Here is a 20,054-nt window from a genome sequence, read left to right as displayed (position 1 = left end):
AAGAGGTTTTTTTATGCCGTTAGGCGGCAAGTACAAGATTTGAAAGGGATTGATCTTCATGAGTGAAATTACAGCAACTTATATTGTCCATGATGCCAAGCATAATCCAGAGAAAAAAGCGGAAGGAATCGCACTGGGATTGACAGTGGGATCGTGGACCGATTTACCTGAACTTGATCAAAAGCAGCTGAAGAAGCATAAGGGAAGAGTCGTTTCGGTTGAAGGAGCGAACCGTGAGGGTACAACAGAAACGGTGGCTACCATTAAAATTGCCTACCCAGCGATTAATTTTTCACCAGACCTGCCGGCAATCCTTACGACAGTATTTGGTAAATTATCGCTTGATGGCAAGGTGAAGCTCGTGGACCTTGAGTTTGGAGAAGAACTGAAAAAATCATTCCCGGGTCCCCGTTTTGGAGTCGAGGGAATACGAAGCAAGCTGGGGGTCCATGGCCGCCCATTATTGATGAGTATCTTCAAAGGCATCATCGGGCGGAACATGGATTTCCTTCTTAAGCAGCTTAAAGAGCAGAGCCTTGGAGGAGTCGATCTGATCAAGGACGACGAAATTCTGTTCGAAAACGAACTTACACCTTTTGAAAAAAGAATAACTCTAGGGAAGAGAGTTTTAGACGAAGTCTATGAAACTACCGGACACAGGACCATATACGCTGCGAATCTTACAGGAAGAACCACACAGCTGAGGGACAAAGCCAGAAAAGCGTCCGAACTTGGGGCAGATGCACTGTTGTTCAATGTTTTCGCCTACGGGCTCGATGTTCTTCAGGAATTGCGGGAGGATGATGAAATCGCCATTCCAATCATGGCCCATCCAGCGGTCAGCGGTGCACTCACTTCAGCACAAGAATATGGATTCTCCCACTCATTGCTTCTTGGAAAACTTGTGCGCTATGCAGGAGCTGATTTCTCACTATTCCCTTCACCATACGGAAGTGTCGCACTTGAAAAACAGCAGGCGCTATCCATTGCTGAAGCACTAACTGCTGAAGATCAAGTGAAGAAGGCGTTCCCTGTTCCATCCGCAGGAATTCATCCTGGAATGGTTCCCCTCCTCGTAAAAGATTTTGGTTTGGACTCCATCATTAACGCGGGGGGCGGCGTACACGGACATCCGAGTGGAGCACAGGGAGGCGGCAAAGCCTTCAGGCAGGCAATCGACACTGTACTTCAAGGAAGGACGCTTGAACAAGGAGCTCTCGAGCATGAGGAGTTAAAGATTGCGATTGATTTATGGGGATCTGCCGAGGCGGTGGCAAAGTGAGTCAGCCAGTGGTTTTCTGTGATTTTGATGGAACAGTAACCGAAAAGGATAACATCATCGCGATTATGAAGCGTTTTGCACCCGAAGGCTGGGACGAATTGAAGGAAGGAGTGCTGAATCGCACGATCTCCATTAGAGAAGGAGTGGGAAAAATGTTTTCCCTCCTTCCGGTTAGCCTTAAAGATAAAATCATTGAGTTTGCCATTGAGAATGCGAGAATCCGTCCTGGCTTCCAGGAGTTCCTTGATTTTGCGAATGAAGAAGGAATACCCGTATACATTGTCAGTGGAGGAATCGATTTCTTTCTTGAGCCGATCATCAAAGATTTTGGTCCTATCGCCGGGATTTATTGCAATAGCTCCGATTTTACAGGAGAAACGATAAAAATTGAGTGGCCGAACAGCTGTGACAGCCAATGCTCGAATGACTGCGGCTGCTGCAAGCCATCAATTATGCGCAGGCTTGAACAAAACGGTATGTTTAAAATTGTGATCGGCGACTCTGTGACCGATCTGGAGGCTGCAAAAAAAGCGGATTATGTTTTTGCGAGAGATTATCTTCAAGATAAATGTACGGAGTGGGATATTCCACATACACCGTTTGAAACGTTTTATGACTGTATAGAGGCTCTTAAAATGAAGACAGGGGTGAGAGGATGAGCAATTTAGAAACAAAGTGGGAAGAATTGGCGGATGTTAAGGCGGAGCTTGCAGAGCGTGATTGGTTCATGGGAACGAGCGGGAACCTGGCGATCAAGGTAAGCAGCGATCCAGTTCAATTTCTGGTAACTGCAAGCGGCAAAGATAAGAGGAAAAGGACAGATGAGGACTTCTTGCTTGTTGACCAGTTCGGCAGACCGGTGGAGGAAACCCACCTGAAGCCTTCTGCAGAAACACTGTTGCACGTAGAGGTATACAAAAGAACAAATGCAGGCTGCAGCCTGCATGTTCATACCATCGATAATAATGTCATTTCAGAGGTATATGGAGACCGCGGTGAGGTGCAGTTCCAGGGGCAGGAATTAATCAAGGCTTTCAACAAATGGGAGGAAGATGCTGTGCTCAAAATTCCCATTATTCCGAATTATGCACATATCCCGACTCTTGCAAAAGCATTCTCTGAGCATGTAAAAGAAGATTCAGGTGCCGTATTGATCCGCAATCATGGCATTACGGTATGGGGAAGGAACGCGTTCGAGGCAAAGAAAATTCTTGAAGCAACCGAATTTTTATTCCGCTATCAGTTAAGACTGCTTGAACATAAGCCATTCCAATTATTCAAGGTTGTTTAAAAACTTCACAGCTTCAAGCACAGTCAAACAAGACTATTAAAAAGGAGAGACACGAAAATGGCATTTATCGTAAAACAGATCTCACAGGAAAGAATTGTAGAAGAACAGCAGGTTGAAGCCTTTTTAAAACAACAGGAAGTCATTTATGAGAAATGGGATATCAATAAGCTGCCAGCTAATCTACAAGGGAAATTTTTGCTGACCGATGAGGAAAAGCAGGAAATCCTCGAAGCTTTCAAAGCAGAAATTGAAGATATCTCCGCACGCAGAGGCTATAAGGCGAAGGATGTCATCTCCCTGTCAGACAATACTCCAAATCTTGACCAGCTCCTCGCGAACTTCAAGCAGGAGCATCATCACACAGATGACGAAGTTCGTTTCATCGTCAGCGGTCACGGAGTATTTGTGATCCAGGGTAATGATGGGGAATTCTTTGAAGTATTCCTAGATCCAGGCGACCTCATTTCTGTTCCGGAGAACACCCGACACTACTTTACGCTTCAGGATGACCGCCAGGTGGTTGCAGTAAGGATTTTCGTCACAACAGAGGGCTGGGTTCCTATTTATGAAAATGAAAGTGAAAAAGTGAGCCAGTAACCGAATTTTTCGTTTACCGAAATTTGTCGAAGAAAAAATTTATCACCAAGAATAATGTCTAATTTTGCGATTCTATTTACTTTCAAATAAGCATTTGCCATAATTCTTCAAGTAGACATGTTTATTTATTTAAGGAATTAAAGTAGCAGAGGGGAATAAGAAGTGTGTCAAACGCAAAATGCTTTGTTGAGGGAAATTGATCGCGTGAGGGAACTGATGGTGGAATCAGCACAGGTGTCCGGCTTTACGAGCGACGAAACCGTCCGCTGCAGCCAGGAGCTTGACCGTCTTATTTATGAATATCAATGTCTGTGCAAGGAAAAGGAACTCCAGCGGGTAAGGACAAAGGTGATCTTCAGGCAGATGCTCCTGTTGGCAAAAAAGCAGTATATATTGTCCCATGCATAATTTGAGAATACAGAAAAACTAAGCCACTGCCTTAAAGGCGGTGGCTAAAATGTTTCTATGAGAAGAATCATGAATAGCAGTCCGACGATGAAGGAATAGGTGGATGTGCGTTCATTCCCGTCTCCATGGCTTTCGGGGATAAGTTCTTTATAAATGATAAAGAGCATCGCCCCTGCGGCAAATGAGAGACCGAAGGGTACAAGGAATTTTATATAGGACGTTGAAAAGAAACCGAGAAGGGATGTAACGATCTCAATTGTCCCAGTCAAAGTTGCAATAAGAAAAGCTTTGAACTTATGGATATTCTGATTGATCAGGAACAGAGCAACGAGAAATCCCTCTGGTGCATTTTGCAGACCAATTGCAAACGCGATCAGGTTTCCGGTTTCTTCACCCTGTCCGGATGCATAGCTTACTCCAACTGATAGTCCTTCCGGAATATTATGAAGGGTGATGGCCGCAATGATCAGCATCGCTTTTTCATCGAATTGGATTTGCCTGTTAGAATGTTGCAGGTCGATATGGGGAATATTTTTTTCCATAACAGTCAATGTCAATACTCCAAGGAAAACCCCTGCAGCCAGCTCAGGAAAACCACCGGTTTTCAATGCTTCCGGAATCAATCCCATGGTGGAAGCAGCCATCATGATGCCCGCGGTAAATGCCAGCAATGTATCTCTCCATCTATGTGTGACCGAACGGTGCATGAATAAAATAATTAAAGCCCCCAGCCCTGTCGACAGGGCAGATAGAAAACTTCCAATTAATACCGCACTCATGATACTTCCAACTCCCTTCCAGACCAAGAATGAAAACTTAACAATTTGCTCAAAAATTCACGAGAAAATAGCTTTGTGTGATTTTTATCATATTTTTAATTAATTATTTTATATATTTTTAACATAGATAGGTTTTTATCATCTCTGTTTTGCAACCCGCCAAGTCACTTTCACCGCATTACCATTCTATACATTGGCCTTGATTTTGTTCACATAGAATTAGTCCTCTTTCATCCAAGTTGGAATCTGGCCAAGATTTATTCTCACTTTTTTAATTGTTGGTACTATGCTTGTAATGCGATTCATATATCGTACTACATAGCATTTTATTTTTTGAAATGCTGTTTTCGTAAAAACATATATCCATACTGGCTTTTGCCGTTTAAAAGGGGTTACGTTACATTTCATCCCTATTATGGTTTCCAGCTTTCAATGGAACACGGCATTGTAATCGAAAACAGCGGGAAGTAACCGCTTACAAGTTAATAGTTTTTCATTTAGGAGGGGAATGGAGATTATGCACATTGTCGTATGTGTCAAGCAAGTGCCTGATACGAAAATCATCAAAATCAATCCAAAGACGAATACCCTGGACCGGCGCAGCGCACCGGCAATTTTAAATCCGTACGATGCCCATGCTGTACAGGAAGCAGTCAAGATCAAGAATAAAACAGGGGGAACCATCTCTGTCCTTTCAATGGGACCGCCACAGGCAGTCGCTGTTATAAAGAAGAGTGTTGAAATTGGTGCAGACCAGGGATTCCTGATTTCAGACAGGGCCTTCGCAGGGGCAGATACACTTGCAACAAGCTATGCACTTTCCAAAGCGCTCGAAAAAATCTCAAAGGATAAACCAATTGATCTGGTCATCTGCGGAAAGCATGCAATCGATGGAGATACCGGACAAGTAGGCCCAGGAATCGCGCGCAGGCTTGATATTCCGCCTATTACCAATGTTATTGAAGTTTCAGAGGTTAATAAGGAAGAAAAATATGTGCATATCAAGCGCAAGCAAATCAATGGATATGAAGTAATCCAGTCACAATTGCCTTGTTTATTGACAGTGGAGAAAGAAATCAATGACATCGAGTATGCACCGCTTCCAAATATGATCAATGCTGCAAGATACGAGCCGATTATCTGGTCTGTGAATGATTTGGAAGATGTCGATAAAACACAGCTTGGTTTGAAAGGATCTCCGACCATTGTCGGGAAAATGTTCAGCCCTCCAAAACTTGAAGGCGGAAAGAGATTGGAAGGGACCGCTGATGAACAAGTTGGTCAGCTGATGGAGGTTCTGCTGGAAAGAAAAGATTTATTGAAACTGAAAACAGCCAACTCTTGATTCCGATTTTAAAGGGGGAATAGCAGAATGGAAGAAAACCAGGGAGTCTGGGTATTCATCGAAGTGAATGAAGGAGAAATCGAAGGTGTGTCATTGGAATTGCTAGGCGCTGGAAGGAAGCTCGCCGATAAACTGGAAGTTCCTCTTTCAGGAGTGATGCTTGGGGAAGGTATTATGCCTTTAGCGAATGAAGTGATTTACGCTGGTGCAGACCAGGTTTATGTTGTCGACCATCCGGTACTGAAGAATTATCGGACGGAGTCTTTTATGAAGGGTGTTTGTACACTGGCTGAAAAATACAAGCCGGAAATATTCCTCTACGGTGCCACTCCGAATGGAAAGGATCTCGCCAGTGCCGTTGCGACTGATTTGAGCACAGGCCTGACTGCAGATACGACGATGCTGGATGTCGACGTGGACAAACGTTTATTAGAAGCAAGCCGTCCTGCATTCGGCGGAAATATCATGGCCACCATCCTCTGTAAAAAGCACAGGCCGCAAATGGCGACGGTGCGCCCTAAGGTCATGAAGGCACTTGAAGCTGATCGAAGCAGGAAAGGTGTCATTATCGAGGAAGAGTTAGAGCTAAGAGAAGAAGATATGCGCACCAAAGTGCTTAAAATTGTGAAGGACGTAACAAAAAAGGCAAGCCTTTCTGAAGCGCACGTCATCGTTGCTGGAGGCAAGGGATTGGGGGACATCCAGGGATTCCAGCTGATTCATGAACTCGCAGAAGTAATAGGAGCAAGTGTCGGCGGCACACGCGATGTGGTCGAAGCAGGCTGGCTGAAGCATGAACAGCAGGTCGGCCAGACAGGAGAGACTGTCACGCCAAAAATCTATTTTGCGATCGGGATTTCAGGAGCCATCCAGCACGTTGAAGGGATGAAAAACTCTGAATTGATCATTGCCATCAATAAGGACCCGAATGCACCGATTTTCGATGTAGCCACCTACGGGATTGTCGGCGATGCACTTGAAATCGTACCGAAATTAATCCACCAGTTCAAAGAGCTCAGCAAAGAGAAGGGCGGGGAAATGAGCTATGCCTGAAAAATTTGATGTAATTGTTGTGGGAGCCGGCCCTGCCGGAACTTCTTGTGCATATAGCTGTGCAAAAAACGGCTTGAAAGTATTACTGATTGAACGCGGAGAATATCCAGGCAGCAAGAACGTCATGGGCGGTGTCCTTTATCGCAAGCAGATGGAGGATATCATCCCGGAGTTCTGGAAGGAAGCTCCGCTGGAAAGGCCAGTAGTTGAGCAACGCTTCTGGATGATGGACAAAGAGTCTGTGGTACAGTTTGGATATAAAGGTCTTGAATGGGCAGTTGAACCATATAATAATTTCACAGTGCTCCGGGCGCAGTTTGACCAATGGTTCGCCCAAAAAGCAGTTGAGCAAGGTGCTTTGCTCATCAATGAGACAGTGGTGACAGAATGCATCGTTGAAAATGGCAAGGTGATCGGAGTTCGTACTGACCGCCCGGATGGGGAGGCTTTTGCAGATGTGGTGGTTCTTGCGGACGGTGTTAACTCACTGCTTTCCAAACAGCTTGGTTTCCATCGTGAATTCCGTCCTGATGAGGTTGCGCTGACAGTAATGGAAGTTATCAACTTGCCGAAGGATAAAATCAACGAACGTTTCAATCTCGAAGGAAATCATGGAACTACGATTGAAATTTTCGGAGATTCAACAAAAGGAAACCTCGGAACAGCTTTTCTATATACAAATAAAGATAGCCTGAACATAGGGGTAGGAACGACCCTATCAAGCATGATCAAAGCGAAGCTTAAACCGTATGAGCTGCTGGATTACTTGAAGAAGCATCCGATGGTCCGCCCATATCTTGAAGGCGGAGAGTCGGCCGAATACCTGGCACACTTGATTCCGGAAGGCGGTTTCCATTCCGTTCCGCGTGTTGCCGGAAATGGAGTACTCGTTGTAGGAGACGCCGCCCAGCTCGTTAACGCGATTCACAGGGAAGGCTCGAACATGGCAATGGCTTCAGGACAGATGGCTGCGGAAGCGATTGTCGAGGCGAAGAAAGATGGAGACTTCAGTGAAAAGAGCCTGAACCGCTATAAAGAAGCCCTATATGGAAGCTTCATTATCAAGGACCTTGAAAAATACAAGGATGCTGCCCACACCTTCGAGAAGTATCCTCAGTATTTCAAAGAGTACCTGCCAATGATGAACCAGGCGATGAGCAAGTTCTTCACTGTAGATGGAACTCCAAAGAAGGAGAAGCAAAAACAAATCATGCGCAGCGTGACAGCCGAAAAAGGAACCCTAAAGGTAATGCAAGACATCTATCGTGCCTGGAAGGCGGTGAAATAATGTCAACTACAAACATCGAGGAAAAACAATTTCTTTTAAGGTTTAAGTGTGACACAAAATCGCATCTGACTGTGCTGGACCATGACGTCTGCATGACGCAATGCCCTGATAAACTATGCACCGTTTTCTGTCCGGCTGAAGTATATAAGTGGGAAGGGAAGAGGATGCAGGTAGGCTATGAAGGCTGCCACGAGTGCGGAAGCTGCCGGATCGGCTGCCCGTACCAGAACATCAAGTGGGAATATCCAAAAGGCGGCCACGGGATCGTATTCAGGCTGGCATAAAACATCTCTAACAGAAACTGGCAGACACATGAGTGTTCTGCCGGTTTTTTTTTTAGAAATAAATGAACAGGATTCTTTTATAACCCTTTTTTTGGGAGGAGGGAGAGGTTGAAATACGCGGGAAAAACCAATATAGCTTAACTTTGTGATGGATAGATAATTAGAAACAGAGATATTTGAGTATCCTGTGAGTTTAGATGAACTGAGTTTTCATTTTTCTCTATATTGAGCATATGTAAGTTTTTTCACAAATGGGTTCAAAAAGAAAGTGGAGCGAAGTGTGGGGAATGCGAAGGGGGGTTAGCTTATTTTCTCTTGCTGTCGTATGGTGTGAAGGTTGTCATTAAGGATTTCCTTTTCTAATTTCCGTGCTGCTTCGACTGCATCGTCAAACCGATCATACGAGGAAGATGCGTAAATAGGTCTGCATGCATCATAGATACCTTCTGAATCTGATTTATAAATGGTTACGTTCCAGTGGTAAAATTCCCTGCCGTCTTCCGGAAGTCCCTGAAGTCCAATCAGCAGATGAGTTTGAAGGAGATCTGGCTGGATGCCGAGAAAAGTTTTTCTGTCATTAAGTCCTGCAGGAACCAGAGCCTTTCCGTAAAATTCGCGGTAATGATTGTTTTGCAATGGAAATTCACTCCTTTACATTTGGCTATAACTTTATTATATGTAAGGTTAAAATAAATTTGAAGGTGAATTGTAAAAATTTTTAGAAATTTCACCAAAGTGTCATTTTTTATTCACATTTGTCTCGAAATAAGGCTACTTGTGATAGCAATCACAACCTTTGAAGGCTTCTATTCCTATAATGAAAGTATAAAAAGGTATAGGAGGCCGATTATTATGACTGGCTGCATGAGCGGTTTAAATCAGGATTCAAGTTTCATTTTAAGTAAAGGGTTACAACAATTGAAGAATGAACATCCTCCTCTATTGGAAAGGCTTGACGAGCTGTTGGACCTCTCTCTGAAAATTGAAGAAGGTGAGCAGATTGAAGCCGATTTTTCAAGATTGAAAGAGGCTGTGGTGGAATTCCTGTCTGAGCTGGAGCCGCATTCAGAGCGGGAAGAAGGTGTATTGTTCGAAATGATGGCTGGTTATATTGGCAGGGAGATGGGGCCAATTGCAGTTATGGAATACGAACATGACCAGGCAAAAAGATTTATTGGCACTTTCCTTCATAACACAAAGGGTGGCACTGAAGGATTCACAAAGGAACAAATGGCCGAAAATGCTCAACTCATAAAAAATGCAAACTACACACTTGTCAGCCATTTTGCCAAAGAAGAAAGCATCCTTTTCCCGATGGCGGAAAATATGCTTTCAGAAGAAGAAAAGCAGGAATTAGCCGAAAGGATCAAGTTAATCTAATAGAAGAGGGTGAAGCGATTTCCGCTTCACCCTTTCCATCTATATTAAGCCTCTGTGATTGTGACAAGCTTAATGTCCTTCGTATCGAATCGGTAAAAAACACCGTCATCTCCTGTGAACTCAATCATTCCCTCTTGATCTTTGGCATCCTGTATCGCCTCAGAAATGCTCTCTACCTCAATTGGTCTGGAGACTGAAAATTCCTTTTCAAAAAAATAGTTTATCTTATACTTAGACATGTTGATCTCCCTTCCTTTATTCCTCATTATCTTTCTTTCCTTAACAGGGGTATGCCTAAACATAATTCAGCTGGTAAATATTAATTGTTCCATTCAGCGAGCTTCTCATCAGAGGGAAGGAACATCGTCAGAATCCCAAGTAATGGGAGGAAGCCAACACTGATGATCATCTGCGGCAAACCGATCAAATCTGCGAGATAACCAAGCCCAACTGACCCAAGTGCGCCCATCCCGAATGCGAGCCCGACTGTCAGGCCGGCCATCGTGCCGATTTTTCCGGGAACGAGCTCCTGTGCGTAGACGACGGTCACTGAAAAACTTGACATCAGGATAAACCCGCTTATAGTCAGCAGTAAGAATGCCGCAGCCGTTGGTACAAAAGGGATGATGGCAGACAATGGTGCTGCCGCAATCATCGACAGAAAAATGATATTCCTCTTTCCGAACCTGTCGGCGAGCGGTCCGCCGAAAAATGTTCCGAACGCACCGGCAACGAGGAAAGCAAATAAGAACATTTGCGCTTCCTTGATCGACAATCCATACTTATCGATTGCATAGAACGCATAGAAGTTTGTCATCCCTGAAATATACCAGGAACGGGCAAAGATTAAGAATAAGATAAGCAAAAGTGCAATTTTAATATTCTTTGATATTTTCTTGTTCACTTGTTTCCCGGTTTGCTTTGCTCTGGATGCAAGCTTTTCATAGTCCAGCTTCCGAGTGTACCATGTGGCAATATAGATTAGCAGCCCAACGGCAATGGCAGCAACAATCGTGAACCAGACAGCTCCGAACTGCCCCAGCGGTACTAGAATCAGGGCAGTGATCAACGGTGCAAGAGCCTGTCCCGTGTTTCCGCCTACCTGATAAATGGATTGAGCAAGTCCTCTGCGGGGCCCTGCAGCCATATAAGCTACCCGAGAACCCTCAGGGTGAAAAACAGCAGAACCTAATCCAATGAATAATACAGATAGAATCACAAACTCGAAACTTGGTGCAAATGCCAGCCCGAGAACACCGAACATCGTCGAGGTCAATCCTAGCGGCAGGGCATAGGGCATTGGCTTTTTGTCGGTTGCCATGCCGATGAGGGGCTGGAGAATGGAAGAAACAATATTTAGTGAAAAAGCGATCATTCCTAATTGAGTAAAGCTTAGCCCCATCGATTTTTCAAGAATCGGGAACATGGCAGGAATGACTGATTGGATAGAGTCATTCAATAGATGAACCAACCCAATAATGAAAAGAATTTTATAGGCTGTCTCGTTTTGCTTCTGCGGTTTCAATTTGACAGCAGCTGATGTATGACTCATGACGTTCTCCTTCTGCAAATTATTTCGTTTCCCTACATTTCATTTTACAAAAAAAGTTACCAGATAAAAATAGCTTTTCTAATGAAATTTATGGTCTAATATAATTTGAGTATTATGAAAATACAGCCTTTTTAAAAGGGGATGAATGGTTTGGAGAAGGTTGTGGATGTCCTGATGAATCAGGACTTGCTCAATGAATTTCTCATGCTTTTTGAGCTGGAAAAAGAAGTGAAAAAGCTTGGAGACTTTGAAAACTATGTATTTGAAGTACAGAAAAAGAGCGAACAGTATATTTTGAGGCTGACCCACAGTTCGCACCGGAATAGAGAGGAAATCCTTTCTGAAATGGATTGGATGAGGCATCTGCATAACCACGGTGTGTCTGTTCCTGAGGTTTTCCGCTCAAGGAACGGACTGTTTGTTGAAGAAATCACTGCCGAAGACGGTACCAGTTTCTATGGCTGCATGTATGCCAAGGTACCCGGTGTTCCGGTCAGTGTCCGTTCGGAGCAGTTCACTCCTCAATTGTTTAAGTTATGGGGTGAAATCACAGCGAAAATGCATGCAGCAACAAAATCCTATTCTCCTTCCAAGGGCATCAAAAGGCGCAGTGAGTGGGACGAGGATGAAGTGCTGAATATCGAAAAATATTTTCCAGCGGGTGAGGTGGAGTTAGTCGCCAATGCTAGGAGGGTGATTGACGCGATATCAGCACTTCCTAAAAATCAGGATAACTACGGCATCATCCACACCGACATTCATTCGGGAAACTTTTTTTATGATGGCACAAAAATACACGTATTCGATTTTGATGATGCCTGCTACCACTGGTTTACATCGGATATTGCGATCCCTTTGTATTATTCAATCATTTATCAGATTCCTGCAAGTAAAGAAAGGGAGAGGCAGCAATTTGGTGAGTTGTTTTTAAATGCATTCATTGAAGGATATCAAAAAGAAAACAGCCTTCCTGAAGGATGGAAGCAGCAGGTCCCGTTATTCCTGATGCTGCGGGATGTTGTCCTGTATGCTGTTTTGCACAAAAAAATCGCACCTGAGGACAGGGACGAGAAATTAGTTGAAATGATGAAAGAAATCGAAGATCGGATTCGCTGCCTGAAACCGATTGTCAACGTCGGCTAATGCTTTCCATTCCTCCTTTTAAAGGCAATATAAATAAAAATCGTTCCGGTTAAAAGAACAATGGACATCAGCAAGAAAAACATGAAGCCGATTTCTTCGATTAAGGTACTTAAATAAATGATAAGGACAATGTCAGTGACGACCGCAACGAGGAGATAGTACCGCATAAATTGAGGGTACAAAGACGTTCACCTGCCTTTTAGTTTAGTATGTTTTGTTGATTTGAGATCTATGTATAAGAAAGACACCAGAATATAAATTCCTGGTGTCTTCGTGCTTGTCGAGGCTGACCAACACGCTTGCGCATTTCTTATTGGAAAAGTATTTATTTTTTCACTTAGATTAGTGTCTAGCTCCAGCGCCTAGCCCCTCGAGACGTTTCGGTCCGCCCGATGAAGTCAAAGAGCGACTTCACCGGTCAGCCCTTCAACGCTTGTCGAGGCTGACCAAGGCGCTTGCGCATTTCTTATTACCATCCCCTGCTGGCACCTCCACCGCCGGACGAACCGCCGCCGCCTCCACGAGGGCCGCCGCCCCCACCTCTCGAAATGATGGATAAAAGCAGGTAGGTCAGCGTTCCTCCAAAGAACATGAAGTCAAGGACAATCACGCCCACAACTATGATGATGAGCAGCCAGGAGGGAATCGGCAGTTCCTCTTGTGGTACATCCCGAGGTGCTGTGCCAAATACATCGGACCCTGATACTTCATTTGCAAGTGCCTGGTACGTATTCATGATGGCAAGGCTGGGCTGTCCATTCCTCAAATGGGGAATGGCATATTCATCAAGTATCCTCCCGGCTTTGCCATCCGGTATGATTCCTTCCAGGCCGTAGCCAACTTCGATCCGGATTTTCTTCTCCTGCATCGCAATAACCAGCAGAACACCATTATCATTCTCTGCTGTTCCTAGTCCGAATTTGCGATAGGCTTCCACAGAGTATTCCTCTATGCTTGTTTCACTGAGGGTATCCACCGTCAGTACAGCGATTTGGGAAGTAGTCTGGTCATCAACGGACCGTCCAATATTGCGCAGCTGGATTTTTTCATTCTCGTTCAGGATATTCGCAAAATCCTGGACGTATATATCTCCTGAAGGTGCCGGAATTTTAGTAGGTGCCGCGATTGCTCCGGCGGGAAGCAGCAATAGCAGGATGCCAAGTATTGCCGCCAATCCGGAGAATCTTAGATGGCTCATTGTCAGCCTCCGAAGTCTACCTCAGGAGCTTCTTGCGCCCGAGGGTCTGCTTTGAAGTATTCCTTTTCATCAAAACCTGTAATGTTCGCGATGATGGCACCTGGGAATTGCTTTACCTTCCTGTTGAAAATTGATACCTGGTTGTTATAATCCTGTCTTGCCACAGCCAGTCTGTTCTCAGTGCCGGCCAGTTCATCCATCAGCTGGGTAAACTGTCTGTCAGCTTTAAGGTTTGGATAATTCTCAACGACCACAAGCAAACGGCTTAACGCGCTGGAAAGCTCTGCATTGGCAGTTGCCTGTTCTTCTGGTGTGTTGGCTCCAGCCAATCTTGCCCTTGCATCAGAAATGGATTGGATGACTTCTTTTTCGTGGGCAGCATACCCTTTAACTGAGTTGACCAGGTTCGGGATAAGGTCCAGTCTTCTCTGAAGCTGATTTTCTACCTGGGCATAAGCCTGGTTGACATTTTCCTCTTCAGCTACAAAACTGTTATAGCTGCCAACCCCCATCATGATAAAAATCCCCAGTATAACTAACAAGCCGATTATGATTCCTAAACCTTTTTTCATTTGGTTGCCACTCCTATTTCTATGATGTTTTGGTAATGCCGGTATTTTTCCCTCATTTAACTGGTTTTTAAACTTGGGAGACAGAACACTCGTCATCAAAAATAATCCTGCGTGACAGTTTTTCTCGATAAAATTAAGGGAATTACTGATAAAAAACATAATTTCAGCTATACTCTAGTTATGGATTAGTCGTTTAAGGTAAAGGAATGAATTACATGAGTGAGAAAGAGAAATCTTTGAAATTATTTATTGTCCTGTCAAGGGCTTACCGCGCTGTCAATGAAAAGGTAAACAAGGTCATCCAAAAAAATGGCCTGAATCCAACAGAATTTGCTGTACTGGAGCTTCTTTACCATAAAGGGGAACAGCCTCTTCAGCAAATAGGCGGAAAAATCCTTTTGGCAAGCGGGAGCATTACCTATGTCGTGGACAAGCTCGAAGAAAAGGGCTATTTAAACAGAGTAGCCTGTCCGAAAGACCGGAGGGTAACCTATGCCAAGATTTCCGAAAAGGGAAAGGAACTAATCGAAGAGATTTTTCCTGAGCATAGTGCCCTGATCCATGAACTGATGGACAGCCTGTCCGACGAAGAAAAAGGAACAGCCATTGAATTGCTGAAAAAACTTGGTCTATCTGTAAGTAAATATTAATAAGTATGGAAAAACGGCAAATGCCGTTTTTTTACGTTCAGAGAACAATTTTTCGGGAATAAAAAGGGAAACAGGGAATATTCGTAGAATAGGAAATGGGATGGGGCTGCAGCCGAATCCCATATAGAGAAAAAGGGGGAAATATAATGAAATTTGAGCAATATACATATACCCGCCCGAATTTGGATGAAATAACCGCCAAATTCGAGACATTGCTGGAAAAATTCAAGAGTGCCGGATCAGTGGCGGAGCAGAGTGATGCAATGAATGGGATCAATGATTTGCGCAATGATGTAGGCACGATGTTCAATCTATGCTATATCCGCCATTCAATTGATACAGAAGACGAGTTTTACAAGCAGGAGCAGGATTTCCTGGATGAACTGGCACCTCAGGTAGAGGGCCTTGTTACGAAGTATTATGAAGCACTTGTGGCTTCAACTTTCCGTACTGAGTTAGAAGCAAAATGGGGACGCCAGCTGTTTGCACTTGCTGAAGCTCAGCTGAAGCAATTTTCACCTGAAATCGTTCCGTTAATGCAAAAGGAAAACAAGCTTTCTACTGAATATACCAAGCTTGTCGCATCAGCCAAAATCATGTTCGAGGGAGAAGAAAGGACGCTCGCACAGCTAGATCCTTTTACCGAATCAAAAGACCGGGAAACAAGGAAAAAGGCGAGTGAAGCCAAATTTGCGTTTTTCTCGGAACATGGAGAGGAATTCGACCGCATCTACGACGAGCTGGTAAAAGTTAGAACGGAAATGGCGCAAAAGCTGGGATACAAGAACTTTGTCGAACTTGCTTATTTCCGTATGTTCCGTACTGATTATGACAGCAGCATGGTGGCTGCTTTCCGTGACCAGGTTCACAAATACATCGTTCCAGTTGCGACAAAACTGAAGGAGCGCCAGAAGAACCGGATCGGAATAGATTCATTGAAATTTTACGATGAGCCATTTGATTTCAAAACAGGCAACGCTGCACCAAAAGGAAGTCCTGAGTGGATCATTGAGAATGGACGTAAAATGTATGACGAGCTTTCAGGGGAAACAGGTGAATTCTTCCCTTTCATGATCGAGAATAACCTGATGGACCTTGTCGCGAAGAAAGGGAAAGCGGGCGGCGGCTATTGCACTTATATTGAAAACTATAAAGCTCCATTTATTTTCTCGAACTTTAACGGTACATCAGGAGATATTGATGTCCTGACGCATGAAGCAGGGCACGCATTCCAGGTGTATTCAAGCCGTCATTTTGAAATACCGGAATACAACTGGCCAACCTATGAAGCTTGTGAAATCCACTCGATGAGCATGGAATTCTTCACATGGCCTTGGATGGAACTGTTCTTTAAAGAAGATACAGACAAATATAAATTCTCGCACTTAAGCAGCGCGCTTCTATTCCTGCCGTATGGAGTGTCAGTCGATGAATTCCAGCACTGGGTTTATGAAAATCCAGAAGCGACTCCAGCTGAGCGAAAGCAGCAATGGCGTGAAATCGAGAAAAAGTATCTTCCGCATAAGGATTATGATGGAAACACATACCTTGAAGAAGGCGGATTCTGGCAGCGCCAGGGACATATCTACAATTCACCTTTCTACTATATCGATTACACCCTTGCGCAAATTTGTGCATTCCAATTCTGGAAGCGTTCCGGAGAAAATCAGGAAGAAGCCTGGAAGGATTACACAAACCTATGCAAACTCGGTGGAAGCATGGCGTTCACCGACCTGGTGAAAGAAGCCAACCTGATTTCCCCATTTGAAGAGGGTTGTGTAGAGTCGGTAATCGGTGAAATCGAAAATTGGCTCGATTCAGTCGAAGACAGCAAGCTGTAAAAAAGAAAAGCGAAGCCCGCGGGCTTCGCTTTTTTACTTTTTCTTCGAATGGATGCTTTTTTCCTTGATTCATCTTCCAAGTCACATGAGACCTGCAGAAAATCATAGGTATCTTCTGCAAAATATATGAATCTTCTAAGTTGAAGCAGTGATATTCCTGAAAACTGGATGGATATTCCTTAAAACAATATGAATATTCCTTTAAAGAGTAATATATTCCTTAAATCTGCCTCGATATTCCTTAAAATCGCAATATATTCCAAAATGACAAAAAGCCCGCATCACTGCGGGCTTCCTTTACAAACTGTGTTCCTTTTTCGCCTGTCTGAAGAAGAAGAGTTCGTAGATGACAGGGACCAAGATCAATGTCAGCAGGGTGGAGGAGGTGAGTCCACCGATGACCGTCACGGCCAGGCCTTTTGAAATCAGGGTTCCGGATGAGGTGGTCAATGCCAGCGGAATCAACGCGGCAATGGTCGCGAAAGCGGTCATCAAAATTGGACGGAGTCGCGTGACACCTGCTTCAATAAGTGCTTCACGAATCGGCATGTCCTTTTCGGTGCGGTTCTGGCCAATCCTGTCAACCAGAACAATCGCGTTAGTGGTTACAATCCCGATTAGCATCAGTAATCCAATCATGACACTGACTGACATTGGTTCATTGGCAATCCACAAACCAAGCAGCGACCCGATTGGTACGAAGATCAGCGATGACAGGATGATGAATGGTATACGAGCCTGACCGAAAGTGATGAGCATGGTCAGATAGACCAGGCCAATGGCGACCACCATTGCGATTCCGAGCTGTGTAAATGTCTCTACGGTCTCATCACTGCCGCCGCCTCCTTCAAAAGAAACTCCTTCAGGCATTTCCAGGTCATTTTTGACTCCCTCGATTACTTTCGTGGAAACGGATCGGATATCATTTGAGTCGATTGTCGCAGAAACCCTCGCGAAAATCTTGCCATCTAGTTTTTGGATGGAGGTAAACGCTTCTGCTTCAGAAATCTCGGCTATTTCAGTGATTGGAACAGGTCCTTGCTGTGTGAAGATCATGATATTTTTTAAATCATCAATAGAGTTAGATTGCTCATCATAGGTCAGAGTAACCTCTCGTTCCACACCACCCAGTTCGATGGTTCCAACATCAACGGGCTTTGTTTTATCAGATATCGTGCCAAGGATCTGAAAGCCGGATACACCGAATTGGCTGGATTTTTCAGGGTTGATCTCGACGATCACTTGCTTTTGTTTCTCGGAAAAATTGTTAGAGATATATTTTAAGTCATCTTGCTTATTCATGTATGCTTCAACTTGGCCTGCCGCTTCCTGCAATGCTGAAAGGTCATTAGAATATAGATCGATGTTGACATTATTATTGGATGGCGGCCCGCCTGTCGACTGTTCCTGTATGCCAAGCTTCGCATTTGGTTCAATTGAAAGAATGATGTCCTCCATCTCTTTTTCGAGTTCTGGAATAAACTCTGAAACAGTAACACCATCGTCGAGACTGATAAAATAGTTAGCCTGGTTCTGCCGCTTCAAACCAGTTTGGAAATCACGGCTTCCGATTCCAACTGTGACATCATTGATTTCTTTTTTATCTGCAAACATCTTCTCCACTTTCATGGATACATCGTTTGTTCTTTCGAGCGTAGTGGAGGATGGCAGCTGGAATGTCGCAACCAGGAGCTTCTGCTCTTCGTTCGGGATGAATGTAAATCCAAGTCCTTTAACGAGGAGACCAGATCCGGCAAGCAGGGCAATCGATAAGAAAATAATCAGCCCTTTATGATTCAATGACCATTTAATAGAAGAAGCATAAGCTTTTTGCAATGCACCCTCTTTTTCTTCCTTTGGCACCATTTTAAATGAGAACTTTGCCAGGATCGGGACAATGGTAACTGCTACAATCAATGATGCAAGCAATGAGAAGACGATTGTCAGCGCAAATGGAAGGAAGAATTCCCCCGTGATTCCTCCGACGAGCCCCAGCGGCAGGAATACCACAACTGTCGTAATCGTAGATGACGTAATTGCCTTCAGAATCTCTTTGGTAGAATCCTGGATCAATTCATCAGTCATGCTTTTATTTGACTTGCGGACCCTTCTGAAAATATTTTCAATGACTACGATACTGTCATCCACTACCCGGCCAACCGCTACTGCCATTCCGCCCAGGGTCATGATATTCAATGAAATATCAAGCTGGTTCAGGAATATAGAAGAGATCAGCAGAGACAACGGAATGGAAATAATGGCAATGATGGTCGCCCTGAAATTTCTCAGGAAAATCAAAACAGCGATGGACGCAAAAAGTGCGCCAAGCAGTCCTTCTTTGATCAGGGTGTTGACCGACTTTTCGATTCCTTCTGCCGAATCAAAGCCAATCGCGTATTCAAGTCGATCTTTATAGCTGTTTATTACATCGATGACTTTACCTGCCACTTCAACTGTATTCGCATCTTGTTTTTTCGTAATGGCCATGGATAAGGATTCTTGCTCGTTGTAGCGGGTGATTTCTGGCTGTTTTGTTACCGTATCGATGACAGCGATATCGCCTAGCTTTACAGGCGGAGCATCAGTCATGAACCTGGACTGGATCACCAGATTTTCGAGCTCATTCATCTCATTGATTTTTTCCTGCACCCTGACAGGAACTTGAATTTCATTTTCATTCAGGTTTCCAGCGGGGAAGCTGAACTTTTTGGCATTGATCGTTTCTTTTATATCGTTCAGGCTAAGTGCAAGCTGGGATGCTTTCTCCTGGTCAATCGTTATTTGAAGAACTTCCTCGGTCATGCCTCCAACCGAAACACTGTTAATCCCAGGGATCTTGTTGAGTTCAGGGATAATTTCATCCGCAACCAGCTTTTCAAGATCCGTATCATCTTTTGAGAATAATGAAATATTGAAGATTGGGAAGGTGCCAAATGAGAAGCGATTCACATTTGTCTGGACATTATCAGGAATTCCTGCATCCTTGATAAAAGCAGTTACTTGCTGTTCCGCATCATCGAGTTCCGTGTCGAAAGGGAATTCAAGGTTGATGATCGAAATGCTTTCAAAAGAGGAACTCTGGATTTTCTTGATTCCGTCGATGCCTTTAAATTTAGTCTCCAGCTTCTCGGTCACTTGTTCATTGATGTCCTGCGGAGAGGCTCCCGGGTAAATTACTTCTACAGACAGCTGCGGGAACTCAATGTTCGGCAGCAGATCGACCTTAAGGCGCGTGAAGGAGTACAGGCCGCCAAGAATCAGTAAAAAGGAGATGATAAAAACAGCGAATGCATTTTTCAAACTGAATTTCGTTAAAAACCCCATAAGGTTTGACCTCTTTTCTAAAAATTATGATTCTATTGTATATGCCTTTTATGGAGATTTCATTTTT

Annotated in this window: 21 protein-coding genes; 13 read left to right on the top strand and 8 right to left on the bottom strand. The window is 44.1% G+C overall.

Features of this window, described 5'->3' with window-relative positions; all coding sequences use genetic code 11:
* Positions 1–58 precede the first annotated feature (58 nt).
* The 5 genes from mtnW to EJA10_RS07215 all read left to right on the top strand — a co-directional run bounded on the left by mtnW (position 59) and on the right by EJA10_RS07215 (position 3,578).
* On the top strand, positions 59–1,282 hold the full coding sequence (gene mtnW, locus EJA10_RS07235) for a 2,3-diketo-5-methylthiopentyl-1-phosphate enolase (protein ID WP_125479321.1): 1,224 nt from the start codon (positions 59–61) through the stop codon (positions 1,280–1,282).
* Positions 1,279–1,941 (top strand): 2-hydroxy-3-keto-5-methylthiopentenyl-1-phosphate phosphatase, encoded by a 663-nt coding sequence (locus tag EJA10_RS07230; RefSeq protein WP_125479320.1) that lies wholly within the window; start codon positions 1,279–1,281, stop codon positions 1,939–1,941. The genes mtnW and EJA10_RS07230 overlap by 4 nt, the downstream gene beginning before the upstream one ends.
* Positions 1,938–2,573 (top strand): methylthioribulose 1-phosphate dehydratase, encoded by a 636-nt coding sequence (locus tag EJA10_RS07225; protein ID WP_125479319.1) that lies wholly within the window; start codon positions 1,938–1,940, stop codon positions 2,571–2,573. Before EJA10_RS07230 ends, EJA10_RS07225 begins: the two co-directional genes overlap by 4 nt.
* Before the next feature lie 57 nt (positions 2,574–2,630).
* On the top strand, positions 2,631–3,170 hold the full coding sequence (locus tag EJA10_RS07220) for a 1,2-dihydroxy-3-keto-5-methylthiopentene dioxygenase (RefSeq protein ID WP_125479318.1): 540 nt from the start codon (positions 2,631–2,633) through the stop codon (positions 3,168–3,170).
* A 162-nt stretch (positions 3,171–3,332) separates the two neighbouring features.
* Entirely contained in the window at positions 3,333–3,578 is a 246-nt protein-coding gene (locus EJA10_RS07215; protein ID WP_246017710.1) for an aspartyl-phosphate phosphatase Spo0E family protein, read from the top strand.
* Between the two features lie 44 nt (positions 3,579–3,622).
* Here EJA10_RS07215 and EJA10_RS07210 read toward each other — a convergent pair whose 3' ends face one another.
* Positions 3,623–4,357, bottom strand: a complete 735-nt coding sequence (locus EJA10_RS07210) for a ZIP family metal transporter (protein WP_125479317.1) — start codon at positions 4,355–4,357, stop codon at positions 3,623–3,625.
* Positions 4,358–4,874: 517 nt separating this feature from the next.
* On the opposite strand from EJA10_RS07210, the gene EJA10_RS07205 reads away from it, so the two are divergent.
* The 4 genes from EJA10_RS07205 to EJA10_RS07190 are packed head-to-tail and all read left to right on the top strand — an operon-like array spanning position 4,875 to position 8,327.
* Positions 4,875–5,702 carry an electron transfer flavoprotein subunit beta/FixA family protein gene (locus tag EJA10_RS07205; RefSeq protein ID WP_125479390.1) on the top strand — a complete coding sequence of 276 codons (828 nt, stop codon included), beginning with the start codon at positions 4,875–4,877 and terminating at the stop codon, positions 5,700–5,702.
* 27 nt (positions 5,703–5,729) lie between these two features.
* Positions 5,730–6,755 carry an electron transfer flavoprotein subunit alpha/FixB family protein gene (locus tag EJA10_RS07200; RefSeq protein ID WP_125479316.1) on the top strand — a complete coding sequence of 342 codons (1,026 nt, stop codon included), beginning with the start codon at positions 5,730–5,732 and terminating at the stop codon, positions 6,753–6,755.
* Positions 6,748–8,043: an FAD-dependent oxidoreductase gene (locus tag EJA10_RS07195; RefSeq protein ID WP_125479315.1), complete on the top strand. Its 1,296-nt coding sequence runs from the start codon at positions 6,748–6,750 to the stop codon at positions 8,041–8,043. The genes EJA10_RS07200 and EJA10_RS07195 overlap by 8 nt, the downstream gene beginning before the upstream one ends.
* Positions 8,043–8,327 carry a ferredoxin family protein gene (locus EJA10_RS07190; RefSeq protein ID WP_023615122.1) on the top strand — a complete coding sequence of 95 codons (285 nt, stop codon included), beginning with the start codon at positions 8,043–8,045 and terminating at the stop codon, positions 8,325–8,327. The genes EJA10_RS07195 and EJA10_RS07190 overlap by 1 nt, the downstream gene beginning before the upstream one ends.
* A gap of 300 nt (positions 8,328–8,627) precedes the next feature.
* Here the strand turns inward: EJA10_RS07190 and EJA10_RS07185 are convergent, their stop codons facing one another.
* Complete coding sequence (locus EJA10_RS07185) at positions 8,628–8,963, bottom strand: hypothetical protein (protein WP_125479314.1); 336 nt, start codon at positions 8,961–8,963, stop codon at positions 8,628–8,630.
* 216 nt (positions 8,964–9,179) lie between these two features.
* Here EJA10_RS07185 and EJA10_RS07180 point away from each other — a divergent pair, with 216 nt between their 5' ends.
* Positions 9,180–9,707 (top strand): hemerythrin domain-containing protein, encoded by a 528-nt coding sequence (locus EJA10_RS07180; RefSeq protein WP_125479313.1) that lies wholly within the window; start codon positions 9,180–9,182, stop codon positions 9,705–9,707.
* Between the two features lie 44 nt (positions 9,708–9,751).
* Here the strand turns inward: EJA10_RS07180 and EJA10_RS07175 are convergent, their stop codons facing one another.
* Positions 9,752–9,946, bottom strand: a complete 195-nt coding sequence (locus tag EJA10_RS07175) for a hypothetical protein (protein WP_125479312.1) — start codon at positions 9,944–9,946, stop codon at positions 9,752–9,754.
* An 80-nt stretch (positions 9,947–10,026) separates the two neighbouring features.
* Positions 10,027–11,259: an MFS transporter gene (locus EJA10_RS07170; RefSeq protein ID WP_125479311.1), complete on the bottom strand. Its 1,233-nt coding sequence runs from the start codon at positions 11,257–11,259 to the stop codon at positions 10,027–10,029.
* Positions 11,260–11,409: 150 nt separating this feature from the next.
* On the opposite strand from EJA10_RS07170, the gene EJA10_RS07165 reads away from it, so the two are divergent.
* A complete protein-coding gene (locus EJA10_RS07165; protein ID WP_125479310.1) occupies positions 11,410–12,402 on the top strand; it encodes a phosphotransferase enzyme family protein in 993 nt (330 codons plus the stop codon).
* Here EJA10_RS07165 and EJA10_RS23285 read toward each other — a convergent pair.
* From EJA10_RS23285 to EJA10_RS07150, 3 genes are all read right to left on the bottom strand, one after another.
* Positions 12,399–12,584 carry a hypothetical protein gene (locus tag EJA10_RS23285; protein WP_125479309.1) on the bottom strand — a complete coding sequence of 62 codons (186 nt, stop codon included), beginning with the start codon at positions 12,582–12,584 and terminating at the stop codon, positions 12,399–12,401. The two genes, EJA10_RS07165 and EJA10_RS23285, sit on opposite strands and share 4 nt — an antisense overlap.
* Before the next feature lie 287 nt (positions 12,585–12,871).
* Positions 12,872–13,600, bottom strand: coding sequence for a TPM domain-containing protein (locus EJA10_RS07155; RefSeq protein WP_125479308.1), 729 nt, complete (start codon positions 13,598–13,600; stop codon positions 12,872–12,874).
* A gap of 2 nt (positions 13,601–13,602) precedes the next feature.
* Complete coding sequence (locus EJA10_RS07150; RefSeq protein ID WP_125479307.1) at positions 13,603–14,172, bottom strand: LemA family protein; 570 nt, start codon at positions 14,170–14,172, stop codon at positions 13,603–13,605.
* 215 nt (positions 14,173–14,387) lie between these two features.
* On the opposite strand from EJA10_RS07150, the gene EJA10_RS07145 reads away from it, so the two are divergent.
* Together EJA10_RS07145 and EJA10_RS07140 are read left to right on the top strand one after the other, a co-directional pair.
* Positions 14,388–14,822: a MarR family winged helix-turn-helix transcriptional regulator gene (locus EJA10_RS07145; protein ID WP_125479306.1), complete on the top strand. Its 435-nt coding sequence runs from the start codon at positions 14,388–14,390 to the stop codon at positions 14,820–14,822.
* A 146-nt stretch (positions 14,823–14,968) separates the two neighbouring features.
* Positions 14,969–16,663, top strand: coding sequence for a M3 family oligoendopeptidase (locus tag EJA10_RS07140; protein ID WP_125479305.1), 1,695 nt, complete (start codon positions 14,969–14,971; stop codon positions 16,661–16,663).
* Positions 16,664–16,960: 297 nt separating this feature from the next.
* Here the strand turns inward: EJA10_RS07140 and EJA10_RS07135 are convergent, their stop codons facing one another.
* Positions 16,961–19,987 carry an efflux RND transporter permease subunit gene (locus EJA10_RS07135; RefSeq protein ID WP_125479304.1) on the bottom strand — a complete coding sequence of 1,009 codons (3,027 nt, stop codon included), beginning with the start codon at positions 19,985–19,987 and terminating at the stop codon, positions 16,961–16,963.
* Positions 19,988–20,054: the final 67 nt, after the last annotated feature.

Origin of the sequence: Mesobacillus subterraneus (genome assembly GCF_003937825.1) — a bacterium.
In the GTDB taxonomy this organism is placed as follows: domain Bacteria; phylum Bacillota; class Bacilli; order Bacillales; family Cytobacillaceae; genus Mesobacillus; species Mesobacillus subterraneus.
The sequence above is the reverse complement of the archived record's forward strand: the minus strand, read 5'-3'. Positions and strand labels throughout refer to the sequence as shown.